Annotated in this window: 18 protein-coding genes; 8 read left to right on the forward strand and 10 right to left on the reverse strand. The window is 58.2% G+C overall.

The window, feature by feature from the left end; all coding sequences use genetic code 11:
• Positions 1 to 70 precede the first annotated feature (70 nt).
• From M4951_RS09270 to M4951_RS09285, 4 genes are read left to right on the forward strand one after another with little or no spacing between them, the layout of a single operon-like run.
• Entirely contained in the window at positions 71 to 1,330 is a 1,260-nt protein-coding gene (locus tag M4951_RS09270) for a hypothetical protein (RefSeq protein ID WP_262026201.1), read from the forward strand.
• The gene (locus tag M4951_RS09275; protein ID WP_262026202.1) at positions 1,330 to 2,475 is read left to right on the forward strand and encodes a tyrosine-protein kinase family protein; all 1,146 of its coding nucleotides are present in this window, start codon (positions 1,330 to 1,332) and stop codon (positions 2,473 to 2,475) included. The genes M4951_RS09270 and M4951_RS09275 overlap by 1 nt, the downstream gene beginning before the upstream one ends.
• Positions 2,476 to 2,484: 9 nt before the next feature.
• A complete protein-coding gene (locus M4951_RS09280; protein ID WP_262026203.1) occupies positions 2,485 to 3,303 on the forward strand; it encodes an ExeA family protein in 819 nt (272 codons plus the stop codon).
• Positions 3,304 to 3,351: 48 nt separating this feature from the next.
• Complete coding sequence (locus M4951_RS09285; RefSeq protein WP_262026204.1) at positions 3,352 to 4,860, forward strand: glycosyltransferase family 39 protein; 1,509 nt, start codon at positions 3,352 to 3,354, stop codon at positions 4,858 to 4,860.
• 42 nt (positions 4,861 to 4,902) lie between these two features.
• On the opposite strand, the gene M4951_RS09290 is transcribed toward M4951_RS09285, so the two are convergent.
• From M4951_RS09290 to M4951_RS09305, 4 genes are all read right to left on the reverse strand, one after another.
• Positions 4,903 to 6,006 carry a hypothetical protein gene (locus M4951_RS09290; RefSeq protein WP_262026205.1) on the reverse strand — a complete coding sequence of 368 codons (1,104 nt, stop codon included), beginning with the start codon at positions 6,004 to 6,006 and terminating at the stop codon, positions 4,903 to 4,905.
• 121 nt (positions 6,007 to 6,127) lie between these two features.
• Positions 6,128 to 6,916, reverse strand: coding sequence for a metallophosphoesterase family protein (locus M4951_RS09295; RefSeq protein ID WP_262026206.1), 789 nt, complete (start codon positions 6,914 to 6,916; stop codon positions 6,128 to 6,130).
• A 4-nt stretch (positions 6,917 to 6,920) separates the two neighbouring features.
• Entirely contained in the window at positions 6,921 to 7,823 is a 903-nt protein-coding gene (locus tag M4951_RS09300) for a radical SAM protein (protein WP_262026207.1), read from the reverse strand.
• A 7-nt stretch (positions 7,824 to 7,830) separates the two neighbouring features.
• A complete protein-coding gene (locus tag M4951_RS09305) occupies positions 7,831 to 9,108 on the reverse strand; it encodes a hypothetical protein (RefSeq protein ID WP_262026208.1) in 1,278 nt (425 codons plus the stop codon).
• A gap of 274 nt (positions 9,109 to 9,382) precedes the next feature.
• Here M4951_RS09305 and M4951_RS09310 point away from each other — a divergent pair, with 274 nt between their 5' ends.
• Positions 9,383 to 10,516, forward strand: coding sequence for a chemotaxis response regulator protein-glutamate methylesterase (locus tag M4951_RS09310; protein WP_262026209.1), 1,134 nt, complete (start codon positions 9,383 to 9,385; stop codon positions 10,514 to 10,516).
• Positions 10,517 to 10,521: 5 nt separating this feature from the next.
• Here M4951_RS09310 and thiO read toward each other — a convergent pair whose 3' ends face one another.
• The 3 genes from thiO to M4951_RS09325 are packed head-to-tail and all read right to left on the reverse strand — an operon-like array spanning position 10,522 to position 12,608.
• Complete coding sequence (thiO, locus tag M4951_RS09315) at positions 10,522 to 11,694, reverse strand: glycine oxidase ThiO (RefSeq protein ID WP_262026210.1); 1,173 nt, start codon at positions 11,692 to 11,694, stop codon at positions 10,522 to 10,524.
• Positions 11,691 to 12,365 (reverse strand): TIGR04282 family arsenosugar biosynthesis glycosyltransferase, encoded by a 675-nt coding sequence (locus M4951_RS09320; protein WP_262026211.1) that lies wholly within the window; start codon positions 12,363 to 12,365, stop codon positions 11,691 to 11,693. Before M4951_RS09320 ends, thiO begins: the two co-directional genes overlap by 4 nt.
• Before the next feature lie 3 nt (positions 12,366 to 12,368).
• A complete protein-coding gene (locus M4951_RS09325; protein ID WP_262026212.1) occupies positions 12,369 to 12,608 on the reverse strand; it encodes a glutaredoxin family protein in 240 nt (79 codons plus the stop codon).
• A 217-nt stretch (positions 12,609 to 12,825) separates the two neighbouring features.
• Between M4951_RS09325 and M4951_RS09330 the strand changes: the two genes are divergently transcribed.
• The 3 genes from M4951_RS09330 (at position 12,826) to M4951_RS09340 (ending at position 17,580) form a co-directional block, all read left to right on the forward strand.
• Positions 12,826 to 14,523 carry a serine/threonine protein kinase gene (locus tag M4951_RS09330; RefSeq protein WP_262026213.1) on the forward strand — a complete coding sequence of 566 codons (1,698 nt, stop codon included), beginning with the start codon at positions 12,826 to 12,828 and terminating at the stop codon, positions 14,521 to 14,523.
• Positions 14,524 to 14,803: 280 nt separating this feature from the next.
• Positions 14,804 to 15,511 (forward strand): hypothetical protein, encoded by a 708-nt coding sequence (locus tag M4951_RS09335; RefSeq protein ID WP_262026214.1) that lies wholly within the window; start codon positions 14,804 to 14,806, stop codon positions 15,509 to 15,511.
• Positions 15,512 to 15,678: 167 nt separating this feature from the next.
• Positions 15,679 to 17,580: a c-type cytochrome domain-containing protein gene (locus M4951_RS09340; protein ID WP_262026215.1), complete on the forward strand. Its 1,902-nt coding sequence runs from the start codon at positions 15,679 to 15,681 to the stop codon at positions 17,578 to 17,580.
• Positions 17,581 to 17,619: 39 nt separating this feature from the next.
• On the opposite strand, the gene M4951_RS09345 is transcribed toward M4951_RS09340, so the two are convergent.
• The 3 genes from M4951_RS09345 to M4951_RS09355 form a co-directional block, all read right to left on the reverse strand.
• A complete protein-coding gene (locus M4951_RS09345; protein WP_262026216.1) occupies positions 17,620 to 18,492 on the reverse strand; it encodes a dolichyl-phosphate beta-glucosyltransferase in 873 nt (290 codons plus the stop codon).
• A gap of 29 nt (positions 18,493 to 18,521) precedes the next feature.
• Positions 18,522 to 20,018 (reverse strand): glycosyltransferase family 39 protein, encoded by a 1,497-nt coding sequence (locus M4951_RS09350; RefSeq protein WP_262026217.1) that lies wholly within the window; start codon positions 20,016 to 20,018, stop codon positions 18,522 to 18,524.
• Positions 20,019 to 20,205: 187 nt separating this feature from the next.
• The gene (locus tag M4951_RS09355) at positions 20,206 to 20,532 is read right to left on the reverse strand and encodes a hypothetical protein (RefSeq protein ID WP_262026218.1); all 327 of its coding nucleotides are present in this window, start codon (positions 20,530 to 20,532) and stop codon (positions 20,206 to 20,208) included.
• Positions 20,533 to 20,599 lie beyond the last annotated feature (67 nt).

Consider the following 20,599-nt stretch of genomic DNA (forward strand, 5'->3'; position numbering starts at 1 on the left):
AACAGCAACCCCCAAAACCGCGGAGCCGGCGACGAGGCTTGTTTCGGCTTTGCCAAGGGTATTGTTGCGTATGCCAGACTTGGCGGCAGCGCCGAAGCCGGCAGCCGCTCCTTTGGCCGTTGAGACCGAGATCGACGAGCAACCGCTGATCGCCGACGCACCGACGGTCGACCCGCCGAAACGCTCGTATCGCGTTGACGCCGCGCATTCGCCGCGAGCTCCGCATGCTTCGCGTCGAACCGCGCCCCAGCGCCCGGCAAGCACCCAATCCACCGTAACGATGCAGCCCGATCAAAGCTCACCGGTGCAGCGCAAGCCGCTTTACGATGGAGCCGAAGGTCGCCGTGAGCGGATGAAAGCGGCGAAAGCGCCCGTTTGGCGAACTCGACTCTTTTTGGCGATGATTGCGGCGGTGTTGGTCTGGGGAACGATTCAGATTTCGTCAGGACATCGCAACAAAAATCCCCATCCAGCCGCCGACGCCGATGAAGCGCCGCCGTTTGAGACCGATATCCAATTGGGCGAGTTGGGGGATGCCCCCGGCTTTGGACCAACCAACAGCGGACTGGGGCTCGATCAGCACTCGCACGGCGATCATCCGCAACTTGAAAAGATGGAACCAGCGGCGACCGCGGCGATGGATATCGCACCGCCGCTCCAAAGCACCGGACATCGCGAATCGAATGACGCATTTGCGCCATTTGCGACGCCAACCAGTGAAGACGCCGCGACCTATCGGGCTCCGCAAGTGAGCGGTCGACCGACCAATCCTCAAACTTCCAGCGAACATTCGCACGGGATCAGTGCGACTGACCTGTTGGGAGGAAGCGGCCAGCGAGGGGCGGAGCGCGTCGCCAATCTCCCGAACGAAGATATGAATCGCGGGTCGTATTCGGCAGGAGCCGGTTACGATACGACCGGCGGCGGGAACCCCGCTAGCGGCAACCCAACACAGACCCGCTACGGCGCTACGTTGCCGGCGGAATCCAGAAGCGACGCGAACGCGCCGTGGTGGAAAGAAGAACCGCGCGGCGCAGCCCCGGGATCGAACTTGCCTGCAGGAAGTCCTCGCTTCGACGGCGCGATCTCGCAAGAGACGCCGCCGCCCAACGCCCAACTGGGAACGCCAGAGCCGATTAGTCCAGCGCCTGCAGCTTCCGGCAGTCGTTATGGGCAGCAACAACGGCAGGCGGCGTTTGACCCGTTTGGCGGAACGCCGCCCAGCGGCGCCGAAACCTATTATGCGCCGGGTGATCCGGCCGCAAATCGTCCGGCGCAAGCCCGACTGAACGGAAATCTAGAACCGACTGAATCTTCGAGGTGGCGCTAATGAGTTCCGTGGATCGAGCCTTCATTCGTGCTTATGGACCGGAATCGCCCGCGATGGATGATCCGGCAGCCGAATACACGCGCGGCGTTCCCGTCTTTCCAGGCGGACCGACGATCGAGCAATTGTACGACTGGAAAAAGAAGGGTTTGCGAATCGATTTACCTGGATCTCCGATCAACGAGAGTGATCTGGAAGATCCCGAGCAATCATTCGAGCCCATGGATCCGCCGGCGGAATCGACCGATACGTCGGTGTTCGCTTCGTCGGCGCAAAACACGGCGGCCGTCGCCGCTGCGGTGGATCGCATATTGCAACGCGTACGGTCCGAACGGCAAACGGCCCCGCCGGCCGCTCCGCGTGTGACCGAAACGCCCGCGACGCATGTGCGAGCATTGCAAACGCCGCCGGCCGAACCGCCGAAAACCGAAAAGCCGCTCGCCAAAACCATCGCTCCGCCGTCGGGCAAGACGAACGATCGATTGGAATGGGAAAGCATGTTGGCCAAGAGCAGTACGGCGCCGTCGCTCTTCCGCCCCCAGTGGGAAGCCCCCCGCTTCGCTTGGCCGGCGACGATTGAGATGTTGCTAGAGCGGGGAGTGGAAGGTTTCGCCGAAGTGCGCGATCGGTTGACCGAAGTCGGCGCCAAGGGGAAAAAAGTGATCGCGGTTTACAGCTTCGCGTCTGGCGAAGGTTGTACGACCCTCACATTATGCTTGGCGAAGCTGTTGGCCGACTGCGGCCTGAAAACGGCGATCGTTGACGCCAGCGACAGCAATCCAGAGCTCGCGACTCGGCTTGGCGTCCGTGTCGAACATGGTTGGGAAGCGATCGCCGCCGGCGGTCCGACGGTTGAAGACGCCGCGATCCACTCGGTCGCCGATGATCTGACGCTGGCCCCCAGCAAAGCGAAGGGATCGCCAGAGAAGTTGGATCAAATGCTGCAAAGCATGAAGGGAAGTTACGACATGATCCTGGTTGATGTCGGCCAGATCCATGAAGTTCCCACCAAGCTGAATCAAGTTGATGCGGCGATGATTGTGCGTGATCTGCGGATCTCGGATGACTCGCAGGTGGCGGAAGTTGTACGGCGCTTAGGCAGCGCTGGCGTATCCATTTTAGGCGTCACCGAAAACTTCGTCAGTTAGTTAAACAGAATGTACGAAGACTATTGGAATCTGAAGGCTCGTCCGTTTGAGAATACGGCGATTCCAGCGTTCTATTACCCGGCCGAATCGGCTCAGGGAACGCTGTTGAAGTTGCGGTATGCGGTCGAGAATCGCCGCGGCGCGGCGCTGCTAACCGGAGGCGAAGGCTTGGGCAAGACGTTGTTGGCCCAGCTGCTGCTGGAACAACTGCCCGAGCCGTTTACGCCGAAGGTGCATGTCGTCTTTCCGTACATGCCGGCCGATCAGCTATTGGCCTACATCGTGCGCGAGTTGGTGGGTGTCGAGCAATCGGCCACTTCAACCATCGCCGATAGCGTGCAAGCGATTCGCCGGGGGCTTCGCGAAAATACGCGTGCCGGTAATCACGCGGTGCTGGTGATCGACGAAGCGCATCTGGTCGCTGATTTCAATGCGCTGGAGACGTTGCGTCTGCTGACGAATCTCGAAACCGACGGAATGCTCGACATGACGTTGCTGCTGGTCGGCCAGACCGAGATCTTGCCGGCGCTCAAGCGGACGCCAGCCTTTGAAACGCGTCTGGCGGTCAAATGCATGGTCAAAGCGTTGACGGCGGACGAAACCGCTTCTTACGTGCTGCATCGTCTGACGACGGCCGGCGCACGCCGGGAGATCTTTACGCCGGAGGCGCTGGAGCGTTTGCACCAGATCACCAACGGCGCCCCGCGGCGGATCAATCGATTGTGCGATTTGGCGCTGCTGATCGCGTTCGCCGAAGAGCAGTCGGTCATCTCCGCCGAGCAAATCGAAGCGGTCCACGAAGAACTGGTCGCGGTTTCAACCGACTAGGACTTAGGTGTAGTCGCCATGAATCTTTTGGCGATTACAATCTAGCGAGTGAATGACTCGCCGCCACCGTTTGACTTTCCGCTCTCCGCTCGCCTTTTTTGGCGTTCGCTCTTACTCATTGCGCTGCTGGGCTTGTGTCTGCGCATGTTGCCGCTGTCCGAAAGTTTCTGGCTCGACGAGCTGCATTCGGCCTGGACGATCGCCGGAGACTGGAACGATGTGGCTGGTCGCGTACTGCAGGGCAACAATAGTCCCCTTTATTTTTGGGGGCTAAAAGGCATTGCCGCGATCTTTGGCGACAGCGAATGGACGCTGCGAATGCCGTCGGTCTTCTGTGGCTGCGCTACCTTGATCGGCGTCGCTATTCTGGTCCGTCATTGGAGCGGATCGGGGCTAGCCGGTTGCGTTGCGGCTCTGCTGATCGCGTTAGATCGAGATATGATCTTCTACGCGACCGAAGTACGACCCTATGCGGCGGTTCAACTCGGTTGCCTGGCGCTTTTTGCGACGACGATTCGGTTGTGGGGCGACTTCACCATGCGCGACGCTGCGATATGGGCGTTGCTGGCGGCCGTGACGATTCATCTGCATATCACCGCGGGGTTGTTTGTCGCCGCTTGTCTGCCGCCGGCAATCCTGGCCGCTTGGGGACATGCGGCCGCCAAGCGGCTGTTGCTGATGTTCGCTGGATTGGCGCTGGCGTTGTTGCCGCTGATTCCACAGCTGGCGCTGGTCTACGGACGACGTGAGAATTGGGGGGCCTTTATTCAAAGCGGTTCTCCGTTCGAGATCATTGAGATCTTGCCGATCATTCCCTTCGGGCTCTTGCCCTGGGCAATCGGCTGGGGGCTGAATCGATTGTTTCCCAATCGCGAAGCTGGTGCGCACCGAAGCGCTGCGACGCCGGTTTTCGCTATGTCGATCTTTGCTACGATGGCGCCGATTGTCGTTGTCTGGTTGCTGACTTACTTACAAATTACGCCGCTGTTTTTGCGACGTTATCTCATGGGAAGTCAGGCGATGTTGTTCGTCTGGTGCGGATTGAATGTAGCGCGGATCGACCAGGTCTGCCCTAGAGCGGTGATCGCCGCAGCGCTGGCGATTTCCATCTGCTGTTTTCACTTGCCGGAGCATTGGACTCTTCAGCGCCGGCAAGATTGGCGCGGCGCCGTCGCTGCAGTGAACCAGATGCAGCTTCCGCCGGAGACGACGTTGCTCATCGCGTCGCGATTGATCGAAGCGGATGATTTGACGCAGAACAAAGGGCAATTGGCCGACTACTGCCGCTTGCCGATCGGCGCGATCTATCCGGCGAACCAACGCTTCCAACAGGTGATCCCGCTCGCATTTTCGAATCCAGGCGTTCTCCAGCGATGGCAGTTAGACCTGTTAGAGAAACCACAGACGATCCTGGTGGTGACGCCTGGCGATCATGCGACTGCCGAAATCCTCGCCGTTCAATTGTCGCAGTCCATTCCGTGGCCCTCGTCGGTGCGCATCTTGCCAGAACGGCGCGGGATGCAGATGCTTTTGATTACCGATGCAAATAGCGAATAACGCCTGCAACGTAATGCAGGACGTTCCCCGCATTGGGCTCGACTATTGATCGACCTGGCGCTGCAATTCTTTTAGCAATTCTTGCAGGCGTGAGATCTCTTCGATCGTCGCTTCATCAACGTCGCCGGCTTGAATTCGTTGTTGCAATTGTCGCGCGTCCTCTTGAAGTCGGCGCAGTTGCGTCGGCGGCTCGGCGGGACGCGCGGGAGCGAGCTGACGCATGTTTCGCATTCGCAGCTCGTGTTGCGCACGCATCTCCTCCATCATCTGCTGATGCTCGGCTCGCATGCGCGCCCATTGTTCGTCCATCTGTCGTATCGGCTGCGGAACGGCGAGTCCGTCTAAACGCAGCGGTGCAAAAAATCGCGGGCCCAGCATGCCTTGGGGGCCGGCAATCCGCGCTTGATACTGATCGTAGATTTCGGCCGCTTGGGGATGATCCTTGCGCAGCTCATCCAGATCGTCCGCTTCGGCGACTTGCGGCGCTTCGTTTCCCTCTCTCCACTCAACGCGGAGTGGGCCGTTCGGGGCTTTGTCAATTTCGACGTGACGTTCCCCGTCGGTGATCTTGATCTGTTCGCGCCCGTTGTTGCGGACGGTCGACATGCTGAAGTTTCGTTCGCGTCCGCGTACTCCAGGCAACAAACGAATGTCGAAAGGATCAAATCCGGCGATACGTCCATCGTCCCCTGGCGGCGCCGGTCGCATCCCTGGAATCGAGCGGGTTGAATGAACCGCCGTCGCTGCCAGCTTGGCGGCCGTCGCGTTGTCGCCATCAGCGATCTTTTTTAACGCCCCAAGAGCGGCGGCGCTGACGTCGCGGTCTTCGCTAGCAGCGAATGATTGGAGAATCTCGATCGACTGCGCAACCCGTTCGCCGGCGCCATCGCGACATGCTTCTTCTAGCGAAGCGATCGCCGCGGGGCCTGCATCACGCAATTGTTCGGCCGCTTCGCGTCGTTCCGCAAACGTATCGCTATCCAACTGGCGAATCGCTCGGCGGATGGTGCGATCCGTCTCTGCCGATTTTGGCGCCGCGTTAGCGACGGCAGGAGGATTCGGTTCTGTCGATTTTTCCGGTTCGGCGGCGACAGCGGGCAGACTTGCCAGCAGTAACAGCAGACATGCGAAGCTTCGTATCGACATAGCGTCACGTTCCCAAATGCATTGGATTTATTTACTATCTCTTCAATATAACGCCAACGGGCGGCGTGGGGAGTCGACTTTTACGGTTCCCCAGCCGGCGATCGATCATCCTGCCTGAATATTAATAGAGTCCCCAGCGGCGTTCTTTCGCCGGGAGAATTTCGAGGCAGGTTGTCCACCACCCGGTTTGGATCGTCTCAATAAACTCGGGCGGAAGTCGCTGGGCCGTCATCTCGCTGCTTAAACGACGAAAATCATACTCAAGCGGCACAAATTGCCAGCTTATGCCGGAATGAGGATCGACGGAAATTATCGCATACCAGACCTCGGTTCGACCATCGTTGGCAGGGCGCCCCAAAACTCCTACGTTCACAAACGCTCGGCGGTTCGATAACTCGCGTCCCCAATGAATCCCGGTATGGGTCGCCAAAATCAAATCGGCCTGCTGTTGGTCGGCGAGCCAATTCAAAAATGAAGTCGAAGTGGTCGACTCCCATAAGAATTCGTTAGTTCTTCGCGGGCTGCCATGGCACAGCAAAAGCTGGCGCCCTTCGATCTCCAGTCGGATCTCTGCTGGCAACGTGCACAAGTAGGCGCGGTTTTCGCTGGACGTGTTTTGCAGCGTGTAGTCATAGCTGATCTGGGCGAAGTGGTTGTCACGCGGATCGGTGTACCCGCACTGACAATCGTTCAGCCCGCGACCGATCGAATCGTCATAGTTACCGCGCACGACTTGGATTTCGTGCTGGTGAAGGAGGGGAAATACACGATCGGGATGGGGGCCGAATGCGCCGAGATCTCCGAGGCAAAACATCTGATCCACGCCGCGTCGCTGAGCGTCGGCGATTGCGGCTTCCAGCGCGAGATAATTGTTGTAGATTCCGCCGAAGCAGGCGATGCGCGTCGTCATGTCGTTAGCGATCTTTTCCGGTCGCCGGGGCCGAGGATGGATTGGCGCAAATCGATCCAAATTGATAGCAAGTGAAACAGGCGCCGTGTGAAACCTCAAATGGACGCAGAGATTGCGCGAGCGTTTTTCCTAGCAGCGAATCAGGCGACTCGATCAAGATCGGGCAAACGTGGACGCCGCGATCCGAGACGACGCGACTGTTTTCGCAAACCAGTTGGGTCGAATCGAATCCCGCCCACATTTCAGCCGTGATCCGATCGTGATCAGCGTAGCCGCACGATCGCGACTCTTCGGCCCCAATCTGCAGCGTAGGCAACAGTTTAATCCGCGGTCGAGCATAGCCGATTTCTTTTAACGCATGGACGAACTCGGCGACGATGTGCGACTCTGCGGCGTCGCTCCAGGTGCGAACCGCGGTGATGATCGGCAGAAAGTTATGTTCCACCAGCAGCTTGACGCCGCTCATCGCGCGGACGAACGTCCCTTCGCCGCGGATAGGATCATTGCTCTCGGGTGAGAAGCCGTCGATCGAAACGCGGAACTCCAGCGAGTAGATCCCCTGCTCTTCCGCGTCTCGCAGTTGTCGTAGCCAGTCTGCTTTGAGCACGGTGCCGTTTGTCAGCACAGTGACAGGTCCATACGCGAGCGCGGCGATCAGGATCGGCACGATTTGGGGATGCAGAAAAGGTTCGCCGCCGGTGAAGTAGAACTCTTTCACGCCCAGGGCCGCCGCTTCTTCCAAGCGAGACTCGACATCCGCCAAGGAAAGAAATGCGAAGGTGTTATTCTTCGGATGGCAACTGACAAAGCAATGATGACACGCCAAATTGCAGCGCAGCCCGGTGACTTGAAACCAGAGCGCGTCAAGATGAGATGGAACAACTTGCGGAAGGTCGCCTGCAGGCACGCGAACTCTATTGTTGGTTGGCTGGTAAGAACTGGCGATAAAGATCCAGATTCTTGCGATCCCCAATGATGGTGAATAGCTGACGAATCTGGTCGAGGCCGTTTTTTATCAGAAACTGTGAGTTGCGTCCGTAACTTTTTGCGCCAAGCAGATAAAAATCGGGCTCGGGATTGATCAGCAGTTCGGCCTCGTCGGTCGGTTGGGCGAGACAATCGGCGGAACCATTCTCGAGCAGTTTGGCGGCCAGTTTCAGCGGACCTTCGGTCGCATAGCAGTAATGCATCTGCAGCGAGCGGGTTAGTTCGACGTTGGGGAGAAAGCCGACGTTGGCGATCACCCGATCAAACTCATGCATCCCTTGGTGAGTTCCGGCCAGCGTAACTTGAAAGCGGCCGCTGTGCGCGTCGTAGTGGATTGCCGTGACGGACGAAGTGGGCCAATGGGCGACGTGGGGCTCGCTGTTGGCGGCAAACTCGTTCGCTTGCATGGCCAGATGATCGCGGGCCGTCAACGGATCAGCGGCGAATCGCCGCAGAGGGCCGGCCGTATCGGCTTGATTTTCTTTCCGTGTGATCCAAGTTGTCTGCGTGTCCAGCGCTTCTCGCGCCAGTTGTCCTAGGGCGCAGATATTGGTCGCGGCCGAGTAGCCAGAGCCGATGACCAACGTATGTTGGCCGGCGTACTTGTCCCGTTCGCCCAACAGGATATCAGGGAGACCGAACTCAATATGCGCACGAGCCGATTGCTCGCCGAGCGCCGGAACTCCGCCGCAGCCGATCCAGCCGGGCTGACCAAATAGTCCCGTGCAGTCAATCAGCACATCGCTATGATCGATTTGTTCGCGTCCATCCTGGTTGCGCAGCATCACCACAAAGTCGGCGTCACGTCGCGACTCTTCGTCGATCAAGTCCGACTTCGAGAGCCCTGCGCGACCGGCTGCGATCGCGGTCCAGCCGCAATGGAGAGAGTCGGACAACAGGTCCGATTCGGCCAATGGTTGCAAATAGCGTTCGACATAATCCTGGCCGGTCAACAGTTCGTCTTCGGCAGGCAATTGCAGATCGTCCGCCGACTGGGCGGCCAAGGCGCTGCGGGCCAACGGTGAACTGTTCATGCCGAACGGGCTGAACATTCGTACGCTTCCCCAGCGGCGAATCGATTCGGCCGGGCGCCCTTGCTCATAAATCGCGACGTCGTAGCCAAGAAAACGAGCGTAGAGGCCAGCTTCGAGACCGATCGGCCCCGCGCCAAGGATCGTTATTTTCGCTGGAGCATCGACAGACATGCAGGAAGCAATCGAAACAGAGGGATCAGAACAAAAGACGCGATCCCTTCAGCGTACCGGTTAGGGGGATTATTGGGAACATCCTGCTGTTGGAGACAGAAAATCTAGGGGAAATGTCGGCTTGTTTTTTGCGGAAGTCTGCATCTGCGGTGAATGCAGTTGGAGGTACGTATTTTACGGCCTATTTTTAATTGTTAACTCTCGGAAATGGGGCAGGTTCGCCAGGAAGTTCGCACATGACGCAACTGGTTGAACGCATTGAATCGAGCGAAAAATGGCAGGTAAAATTTCACGCGTTTTGATCGTAGATGATTCGGCGCTCATGCGGACGTTGATTGCCGATCAATTGGCCGATGCGGCGGGAATTGAAGTTTGCGGCGTGGCTAAAGACGGTTATCAGGCCCTCGAAATGATGAAGCAACTGCAGCCGGACGTCATTACCCTGGATGTGCAAATGCCGGGAATGGACGGACTTGAAACGTTGGATCGTCTGTTAGCCTTGAAGCCGATTCCGGTCATCATGGTCAGCGCCATGACCCAGTTAGGTGGAGACATTACGCTTGATGCGCTGGAACGGGGCGCGTTTGACTACATCGCCAAGCCGACCGGTTTGGCTCAGGCCGAATCAGTCATGCGCGACGAACTGGTTCGGAAGATTCGTACCGTGGCCGGCGCCGATTTCGCCAAAGTGTTAGAAGTTCGTCGCTCGCGTGCCGAAGTCCGGCGACAACGCCGCAGCGCCGCCGGATTAACTGCTAAGTCGATCAATCCCCCGGTGCGAACGAAAACGGTCGCGCCGATCGAATGCCCATGTCGGTGTATCGCAATCGGGATTTCGACCGGCGGGCCTCCTGCGCTGACTTCCTTGTTTGAATCATTGCCGGCCGGGTTGCCGCCGATCGTCGTCGTTCAGCACATGCCGGAGCAATTCACCAGAGCGTTCGCCAAACGACTGAATTCGATTTCGCAGATTGAAGTGAAAGAAGCGGCGACCGGGGATATGCTGGCGCCAGGATGTGCTTATATCGCTCAAGGGGGAAAGCATCTCGAGATCCGCCGTCAAACTCGCAGCCAGATGCGACTGGAGGTCTTCGCCGGAGACCCAGTCAGCGGGCATCGTCCGTCGGTCGATGTCATGATGCGCTCGGCGGCCAAAGCGTTTGGCGACGCTTGTCTGGGGGTGGTCATGACCGGCATGGGGCGTGACGGATCGGAGGGATGTAAAGCGATTCGGGAAGCTGGCGGATACGTCTTGGGGCAGAACGAAGCAAGTTCCGACATTTACGGAATGAATCGCGTCGCGTTTCAAGAGGGAAACGTCGACAAACAGTTCGACTTGCAGGATGCGGCGCAGACCATCGTGCGCGAGACCAAAAGAGTTCGCGGCGCCCCGTTGGCGACGCGATAAGCGAATCAGCTGCGATCGACGCGGAACGGCGACAAATCAAAATCGACGTCGACACCACGGATCATGCGACCTAGCAGCACGGCGGTCGCAGGAGAAAGATGCAAGCCGCTGCGAAAATGACCTGCGGCGACGTAGGCGTTCGCGATCCCCGGCATCGCGCCTATATAAGGTATCCCGTCAATACTCGCCGGCCGCAGCCCGGCCCAGGTTTGCTCGACGACGGCGTCTTGCAAGCGCGGAACCAACTCGCAGGCGAAGTCGCGCAGTTCGCAGGCGATCTCCTCCGTCGTTGAGCAGTCGAATCCTGCTTCTTCGACCGTCGAGCCGACCAGAACCAGGCCATCTTGCCGAGGAACCAAATAGCGAGGCCCTTCGTTGAGCGGCGTTGGTAAGAAACGCGTCCCTCCGTTGAGCAGCAACATCTGTCCCCGGATCGGCTCGATCTCAGGTGTTTTCGCTGCGTGCGAAAACCCGACCTGCGCCAACAGTGAATCCGTTAAGCGTTGCGACCAGGCTCCAGCGGCGATGCAGTACCGATCGGCGGTGAACGGTCCATGATTGGTGACCAGCGCGGCGACGCGATCCTGCTGGAGCTGAAACTCGATCGCTGCGGTCGTCTCTTGGAACACGACCCCCCGTTGCTGGCATGCCTGATGAAGCGCTTGCAGGTGCCGGGGATTTCGCAGGATCGCTTCGTCCGGAAGATGATAGGCGGCGCGAGCTTGGACAGCGGTCGCCAACGGCGGCAAGCGACGATGAAGTTCGTCCGAGGAAATCCGCTCGACGGCGATCCCTTCCTCGATCCATTGGCTCATCGTGGTCGCCAGCGCGGCGGCTTCTCCAGCTTTGCGCGCAATATAGTAGCCTCCACACCGTTCTAGCTGGTTGTCGATGCCGGTCTCCTCACGCAGGCGGATCGACCACTCGGCGTGCAATTGATGACTGAGAGCTCGCAGTTGCTCTTGCGGTTCGACCGCTTGGCCGACCGTCGCTGGAGGCAATAATCCGGCGCCTGCCCAAGAGGCGGCTTTGCCGACCGAAGCTTGTTCGAGCAACGTTACCGACATTCCGTGCGTCGCCAGTTCGTAGGCGAGCGAAAGTCCGATGACGCCTCCCCCGATGATCAGGCAATCGGCGCTGGGGGAGGAAGAGAGCGTACGGGGAGAATCAGAGTTCACAGCGGTGGACAATCGGCGAGTATCTTAGAAAGTTCAGTACGCAATTGACGCAAATCAAGATCAGCGTCGTCATGCGACAAATCGGCCTGCAGGCGTTGCAAGTCATCCCAGGTATCGACATCGTACCAAGTTGGCGTCTGCAGAGGTCGCAGGCCGAGCGCGTGACAGCGGGCTAATGTCTGGGTCAGGACGTCGGAAGTGCTCCAAGAGATATCGGTGAAAAGCTGCTCGCAGGGAGAATTCATTCCGATTGCGCAATACCCGCCATCTTCGGCCGGGCCGAGCACGACATCACATCGTTCCAGTTGGCTGAAGGCTTGCTGGAGGTAAGCGGTTGGCAGATTGGGACTATCGGACCCGATTAACAGGGCTTTCGTCGCACCGCCGGCCATCGCGGTAGTGAAAAAGTGGGAGATCCTGTCTCCTAGCGAACCGGACGACTGCGACTGCAACTGCCAAGCGTCGCCGACCACTGTCGCAAACGACTGCTCCGCGTCAGCGGGAGCATAGGCGAGCACGCGCCGATCACCGAGCGACTGAAATCGCTTGACGGCCGAACGCACAAACTGATGATGAACTGCGGCGGCGGCCGGCAAGCCGATGGCAGCGCCAAGCCGGGTCTTTACTTCGCCGGCTCGCCAATGCTTGGCGAACATTCCGAGAACTTCCATCGCCTACGCTTCGACCGCCGCCAGCAATCGACGGAGGAGCATTTCGTGGATTCGTCCGCGAAACCGAACCTTGCCGTCAATTTCGACAACCGGGATGCAGCAACCGTACTTTTGGGTGAGTTCCGGCGAGTCGTCGATGTTGACCAACTCGGGAGCGAGACCGTGTTGGATCAAAATTTGTTCGGCGTCTTCGCACAAATGGCAACCAGGACGTGTATACAATCGAGTGTGGTGAGAAGTCATGATTCGCTTTGCAGCGTGAAGGTATGTTAAGATTTCGATAAGTTGCGAAGGTTGACCTTCTTTTACTCCCCAATTTGAACACGAAACTGCGGATCGGCAAACAACCGTCCGATTTTGCTCATGTTAAGCCGAAACGCAATTATTTATACTGCGTATGGCAAGCTACAGTGCTCTGCTGGCGGCAGCAGCGCTCGATCACGGTTAATTTGGGCACTCCATGAGTAACGTCACTTCCGAAAGATTTATCGAACTTGCAGGGCGATCACAGCTGATCCACCCTACGCAATTTGAAAACGCCGTGGCCGAATTGCGCGCCGAGAACGGTGGTCAGTTGCCGGAAGATGTCGAGAAAGTCGCCGATTACTTTGTCACCAAGAACTACATCACCACTTGGCATCGCGAAAAAATCCTGCAAGGCAAATACAAGGGATTTTTTCTCTCCAAATACAAGCTGCTAGGTCATTTAGGGACCGGCGGCATGAGCAGCGTCTATCTGGGCGAACATACGGTGATGCAGCGGAAGGTCGCGATCAAAGTGCTGCCGCGCAACCGGGTGAAGGACTCGTCTTATCTGGGGCGTTTCCATCTTGAAGCGCAGGCGGCCGCTCAACTGGACCATCCGAACATCGTTCGCGCCTTCGACGTCGACAACGAAGGGGACACGCATTACATCGTGATGGAGTATGTTCCTGGCTGTGATTTGCAGATTTTGGTCCGGGAAAATGGCCCGCTCGAAATCGAAACAGCGGCGGAATACATCGCCCAAGCGGCCGAGGCGCTCGAACATGCCCATCAGAGGGGGCTCATCCATCGCGATATCAAACCAGCGAACTTACTGCTCGATACCAGCGGCGTGGTTAAAGTGCTCGACATGGGATTGGCCCGGTTTACGCGGGACGATGCGACCTCGCTGACGCTGGCCAATCAAGAGAGCGTGCTGGGAACGGCGGACTACCTTTCGCCTGAGCAGGCGGTCAACAGCCACAAAGTGGACGGTCGCGCCGATCTCTATAGTCTCGGCTGTTCGCTCTATTTCCTGTTGGCAGGACACCCTCCGTTCCCCGAAGGAAGCCTGGCGCAGCGGATCGCGAAGCATCAAACGATCGCACCCGAAAAAATTCGGAAGGTGCGACCGAATTGCCCTGCTTCGCTGGCGAAGATCTGCGAAAAGCTGATGATGAAAAAGCCGGAGCAACGGTATCAGTCGGCCAAAGAAGTGGGCGAAGTGCTCCGCAACTGGCTCCAGCAGCGAAGCAACGGCGCCGAAGAAGAGTTGACCGCCGTCGCCGACGAAATGGAACTGCGGCAACTTCGTAACGAAGAAGGAAAATCGAGCGTCATTACCCCGCCTTCGATGCCGCGGGTCGCTGAATTGTTAGAAGACGGCGGGGAGAGCAACTCCGGAATCTTGAACTCCGAAACCGTACGTGGGCAGCGGGTTGAGACCGATGCCGGACTTTCCAGCGCCGGCAGAAGCAGGTCATTGCCGGTCGCTCGCCCCTTGGACGACGATCTGATTTCTTCGATGTCCGATCCCGGGGCTAGTGGAGTTTTGGATATTGCTTTTACCGATCCGTTGGCTTCTGGCGGCGACAACACCGGTAGTCGAACTTTGATTTCTCGCGAAACGTTGCAGCTTCGCATGCAGCAGAAAGAAGCGGATCGCGAGAAAAAGAAGTCACGCCAAGTCGGACGAAACCAAGGGGGCGTCAGCTTCAACATCGCAGGCATACCGGCATTTATTTGGATTGCGATCGGACTCTTGTTTCTCCTGATCGGCGTACTGCTTGTCCTGATGATGCAAAAGATCGAAACCGAGTCGACGCCGCAAAAGTCGCGCAAAGCAGGATTTGAGACGTCCAGGATGGAGACTCCCAACGTTCCAAGCTGCCTCCCCGAGAAGGGTGTTGCGTAGCACTTGTGGGTGGTTTTGGCGACTCGTCTTCGGGCGATTCGCATTCTTCAGGCCGGCGATTCTTGCTGTCCTGTTCGATGCAAGGTGTTGTGTGGAAGTGATTTGCGCATATTGCTTGAAATCGTGGTCGCTGTCCACGTACCATAGGTGAGTCGAACCGCAGGGACGCTAACGACCAAGTCGGCGTCGCCGCGATCCATTCAAGATCGAGCACGCCAAGCGAACCCATTTTCGTTCGTCGAGTTCTCCGCGGACGTTTTTAGATTGAAAAGTCAGACGCATGGCGCGATCCAACCACAAGATGATTCGAGCGAAGGCGAAGCGTGTCGCGATCCCGCGCGACTTTCGTACCGTCGGTCAGCTTGGGAAGCGCGCACGCGGCGAAGCGGGGCGTTCCAACGAGACAGGATTCTTCTCTCCGCCGGAAGATTGGCACGAGCCGCAAGGAAATACCGGGACCGGATATCGCGTCGTGACGCAAGATCCAGGCGAAGGTTTCGTGCATGTCGTGACCGAACAAGACATTCGTGAGCGACTCGCCCAGTTGCCGGCGTGGATGATCCAACCGCTGGAGGTCATTCAGCTAAGTCGCTTGACTCGTAAGAAGTTAAGCTTCCCTTGCTACGGCATGCAGTGGGGATCGGCTCTTTATCTTTATCCGATGGATGAGATGCTGGTCGAGTATTTCTTCACCCCTCCCCGCCCTGCTCAGGTGGTGGAAGCCAAGATGTACGGGGCGACCTGGGAAGAAGAGGGCGAATCGGAATGGCGGCTGAATTGGACGAAGGACGCAATTCGCGATTTCTACCTAAACAATGTCCTGATTCATGAACTGGGGCATCTGCTCGATAACCGCAATACCAGCTATATCGACCGCGAGCGTTACGCTGAGTGGTTCGCCATCGAATATGGCTATCGCCCGACGCGTCGCGAGTCGCTGGCGGCTCAAGCGGCCAAAAAGGTCGTAAGACGCCATCATTCCAGCTGATGTGGCCGGTTTTTGCGAATTGCAATCGCCGATACCGTAATATCTAGGTACAACGTGGGCGATTTCTGAGTACAACGGGAGCCTGACTTCGCTTCGGAGAAGTCTGCTCCCATTGCGGGGCATCCTGCCCAATTCGACTAGTCAAGATTGCTGCATAAGGGGCCAAGATGAGAGCCTTTCACCTGTTGGCGAGATTCGCGGCCTGTGCCGCCCTGATAACGCTGCTGTTTTCAGTTCGGGGAGCCGATGCGGCGCCGTCCGATGAGCAGCGGAGCGAAGTTCGTGATCTGAAAGTCGAGATCCGCAAAGCTTCCAACTATCTAAAGCAGGGCAAAGTCGCCGAATCGACGCAGACGGTCAAGCTGGTCCTCGAGCGTTTGCAACGGCTCGAAGGAGTCGACCCGGAACTGCAAGAATCGGTCGATCAACTCTTTGGAGCGCTCGCACCGGCCCATGCGTTTCTCGAGTTGGAAGGAGTGACTCTGCCGCGAATGCGCAACGCCGCGGTCGCTGAACCGATGATGATGACGCCTGCACCGGGGGCTCCGGCTGCGGCGCCCAGCACGCTGCCGACGATGTTCCCGGCGGCGAATCTCAGCTTTACCAAACATATCGCGCCGATCCTGGTCGCTCGCTGCGGCAATTGTCATGTGAATCAGGCCCGCGGCCAATTTAGCGCTTCCAGCTATGAAGTCTTGCTCAAAGGTCCCGCCGACGGAGTGGTGATCTTCCCTGGTCAGGATGGAGGCCGCCTGGTCGAAGTGATTGAATCGGGCGACATGCCCCGCGGCGGCCAAAAAGTGGCGCCCAATGAATTGGCCGCATTGAAGGCCTGGATCAAAGAAGGCGCCAAGTTTGACGGCGCCGATCCGAAAGCGAATTTGTCGATGCTCGCTCCCGGCGCCGCTCCGGCGCCGATGATGCGATTGGAAGTGGCCAGCGCCAGCGGCAACGAGAAGGTCAGCTTTGGCCGCGATATCGCGCCGGTGTTGGTTGCGCGTTGCATCAGCTGTCACGACCAGCGAAACCCGCCTGGCAACTTTAGTCTAGCCAGCTTCCAGCGGTTGCTCCGCGGCGGCGACAGCGGCGCTCCGGTCATGCCGGGCAAGCCAAATGAAAGCTTGATGATTCAGCTCTTCAAAGCGCCGGCGCCAGATCGCATGCCGCGCAACGGTCCTCCGCTCACCGATCAGCAAATCAAGAACTTTGAAACTTGGATCGCCGAAGGTGCCAAGTTTGACGGTGACGCACCTGAATCGTCGATGCAGCGCGTCGCGGCCTATTCGTTCGCCAAGAATGCGACGCATGACGAACTTGCGAAAGCTCGCGAAGCGACCAGCCTGGCGAAAAAGAACCTGGGTCTGCCCGGCGTCGCGATGACGACTTCCGATCGCAAAGATGTCTACGTCATGGGAACTTTGGGCCAAGATGCGAATGACGAGTTCGCCGATCAAGCCGAGAAAGCAGCCGACGACGTTCGTCGCATTTTGAAGGCGCCTGCCGGCACGCCGTTGGTCAAAGGACGCGTCACGCTGTTTTTGGTCAAAGCGAAATATGACTACAACGAATTCAGCAAGATGGTCGAGCGTCGAGACGTTCCTCCTACCTGGCAAGGACATTATTGGTACGACGTGACCGACGCCTACGGCGTGGTGCAGTTGCCGGTGAACGACGCGTATGACCTGGATGCGATGTTCGCGCAGGTCATCGCCAGCAACTACGTCGCTAGCTTGAATACGCCTGATTGGTTCTCGGACGGCGTCGGACGCGTTGTCGCTTCGCGGATCGCCGGTAAAGACCCTCGCGTCGTCGCTTGGAGCAACGACCTGCCGTCGGCGGTTGGAGCGATGAAAAAAGCGGACGACTTTGTCTACATGCGGTTGGCGCCTGATCAAAACGGCGCCGTCAGCTTTGCATTTCTGAAGTCGCTGATGGGTCGTAGTTCGCAGTTCGATGCGTTGATGATGGCGCTGCGAAAGGAGATGCCTTTCGATCAAGCCTTCGCCGGCGCTTACGGAAAGCCTCCGGCTGAGATCGCGAAAGCCTGGGTCGCATCGGGCGGTCGCTAGCCGAAAGCCCAAGGTCAAATCGACCGAGATCAAGCCGCGTTAGGCGGCGGCTTGATCGTCAGAACGCGAATGGCCAGGACGTTGCAACGCCGTCGGTGTTGCGATCGGGAAGACATCGTCGGTAACCGAACGTTCCCCTGCGCCCTGTTGTTGAAAGCGATGTTTCCAGCGGGACGACAGAAAGTATTCGCGATAGATCAGCGCCAGATCGCCGATCGCCAACAGAAAGTGGCGCGCCTTTATTTTGGAGCCTGGTATTTCTCGCCATGCCTCGAGCGGCAATTCGTAGATCGCCTGGCGAGCCGCTGCTGGATCGCTAGCGATTTGCAGGCGAGCGAAGACCTCGACGTCAAAAATCCAACGCGACAAAAACGGGGTCGCGAACAGAAACCGCGCCAATCGGCTGTTGCGGATTAATTTCGCGCCGCATTGCGTGTCGGTGATCGACATGCCGAGCAGCGTCGACGCCACCTTCGCGAAGCCGCGACCTATAAACCGCCGAAACGGTTTGCGCTGAATTGCATGACCGGCCAACGGCAAGCGAACGCCGATCGCCATTTGAATGTGCGGATTCTTGATCAGCGCATCTTGCAGGCGACAGCATTCCTGTAGCGGAGTCGCCAAGTCGGCGTCAAGGAAGCCGATGAACTCGGCCCCCTGTTCGATGGCCTGCAGTATCCCGATTCGCACCGCTTCAGCTTTTCCCTGGTTTTGCGGCAGGTCGACTGCAGCGAACTGCTGGGGCCTCCGCTGGGCGAACTGGTGCAAGATTTCGCTGGTCGCATCAGTGCTGCCGTCGTTGACCAGCAGAAAGTGAATCTCTGGATTGGCGACGGCGAAAGCGTCGAACGCGGCGAGATCGATTCGATCCGCTTCGTTGTAGCACGGGATGACAAACAGAGACTTCGGCACGCGTTAGGTCTCCCGAAGGAGGTCGGGTGTTAGTGTTGCGCAGGCGTCGGCAATTCGGCGGTGCGAATCGGCGCGAGCGGTGGAACGACGGCCATGCCGACTCGTAGTGGTGGTCGCTGTTGATTTTTGGTCCAAGCGAATTCCAATGGCCTGAGGATCTCGACATTGGGATAGAGCGCTTTGATTTGCGTCTCGTAGTTATCGCCAGCAGTTGCGGTTTCCCAGACAATGATCCCCCCCTCGGTCCTCCAAGCGTCCAGTGCGGTCCAGGCCGGCAGATCGTGATCCTGCTCGGCCGAGATCGAGGGGCGGTCGGGATGATAGACGTTGATATTGGCGGCGAGCCACCAATCGCCTCCCAGGTTTTCGAGCGGCTTGTTACTGTGCTGGCTCCAGATTTCTTCGACCTGGGACGCAAGCTGTTGACCGGGATAGTCGACGCGCAAAGGGGCTGTGACCAGGCTGTCGCCGATCATGTTTCGCAGGCCCAAGCCAGCGGCGAAGATGCCTCCAACGATCGCTGACGCGTAAATCGTACGGCGAATCAAAGCCGGATCGGGGCGAGCTTCGAGCCAGGCGAACAGTAGCACGCCGAGAAATGTGAACATCGACGCGCCCCACATGCTGCGCAGGTGGGCCCCGGTGATCAACGAGTAGGCGAGCGCCAGGCCGAGCGGGCCTAGCACCATCCAAGCGAGATAGGTTCGCGTAAATTGCGCCGATGAATCGACGGTTTTGAATCGCCACCGCCAACCGAGCAAAATTGTCGCCAGAATCAAGGTCACGGCGACAGCCCCCAGTTGGGCCCCAAGGAATTCGGCCGGATGCTCGAAATGCGAAAGCCAAGATGGAGAGGTCGACGATCGAGCAGCGATGTAGCGCAGCGTGGCGAAGTTGTTGTTCACTAGCCACCACAGATGGGGCGCCGTGAGGAGTAGCGATACGCCGGTCAGTACATACGGGCCGGGGGTGCGCCAGCAAACGCGAGCTCGCGGATGAAGCGACGAAAAGAGGAGCGTCGCCGCCAACAGCAGCGCTGCGTCATACTTGGACAAGATCGCCGCGGCCAGAAAAATGCCGGCGGCGCCCCAATCGACCATACGACCGCGCGCAATCCCATAGTAAGCGAAGAGGATAAACATGGCCCAGCAGGCCTTGGCCATGATGTTGTTGTTGAACTCCGGCGTCGTGCAGTTGTAGTAGATGCTCCCTTCCAACACGGCGACCGCCGCCAGCGCCAAACTGGGCGAAAGGGTCTCGCGTCCCAATCTCCAAGCTGCCCAGAAGCAACCGACAATGCAGACCTGGCTTAACAAATAAGTGGACCAGACCGGACCGCCGGGAAGATACGTCGCCGCTTCAGCCGCCCAAGCCGGCAACGGAGGATGCTTAGGATAGCCCCACTGCCACTCATGTCCCCAATTGAGCATTTCAACATTGTCGAGCGGGCCGTTCGCTTGGGTGAAAAAAGGAACGGCGGTCCAGAGGAGCAAGTGACCAACGGCGAAGATCCAAAACCAGCGCATGGTTGGATCTGATTTATTCGTCGTTTCGGGGGCGATTGTCACGTCAAACCAAAGATCAAAGAAGCTACAGCCCGAATAGGGGGCGATGTTTTGTTGCGCTAACTTGTAAAGCGAAAGCGCAAAAAACGCCAGATCAGTTTGACTGCAAGCTAGCGGCGATCGAGTTTGCTAGCGAGAGAGGTTTCGGCTATAGCCCGATTTTCCAGCCTGACGGAAAAAAGTACCACGCCGCTGCTACCGTCGCGAAGCCAACCAGCAGAATGCTGCCGATTTGGTAGAGAATGATATTGATCTGATTGCTTGCTCCGCTGCGGACGTTGAAGCCGCGACCACATCGCCGACAGACCGCATGCGTTAACAGCCAAGGACCGATGTAGCCTCCCCAATGCGTGAAATAAGGTCGAACAAAGTCGGCTTCCCCGCAATACGGACAGATGCCGGGACCGCGAACCACGTAATCTGCGGGCGTATCGGCCGGCGATTGAAACGGATTTTCACTTGAATTGCGACTCATGCACGCTGGCCTGACGACGGCAAAAGAAAACGGCCCGCGAGGGGGCCGTTTTTTTGTTTTACTGCGG

It is taken from the genome of Blastopirellula sp. J2-11, from assembly GCF_024584705.1.
Taxonomy (GTDB): domain Bacteria; phylum Planctomycetota; class Planctomycetia; order Pirellulales; family Pirellulaceae; genus Blastopirellula.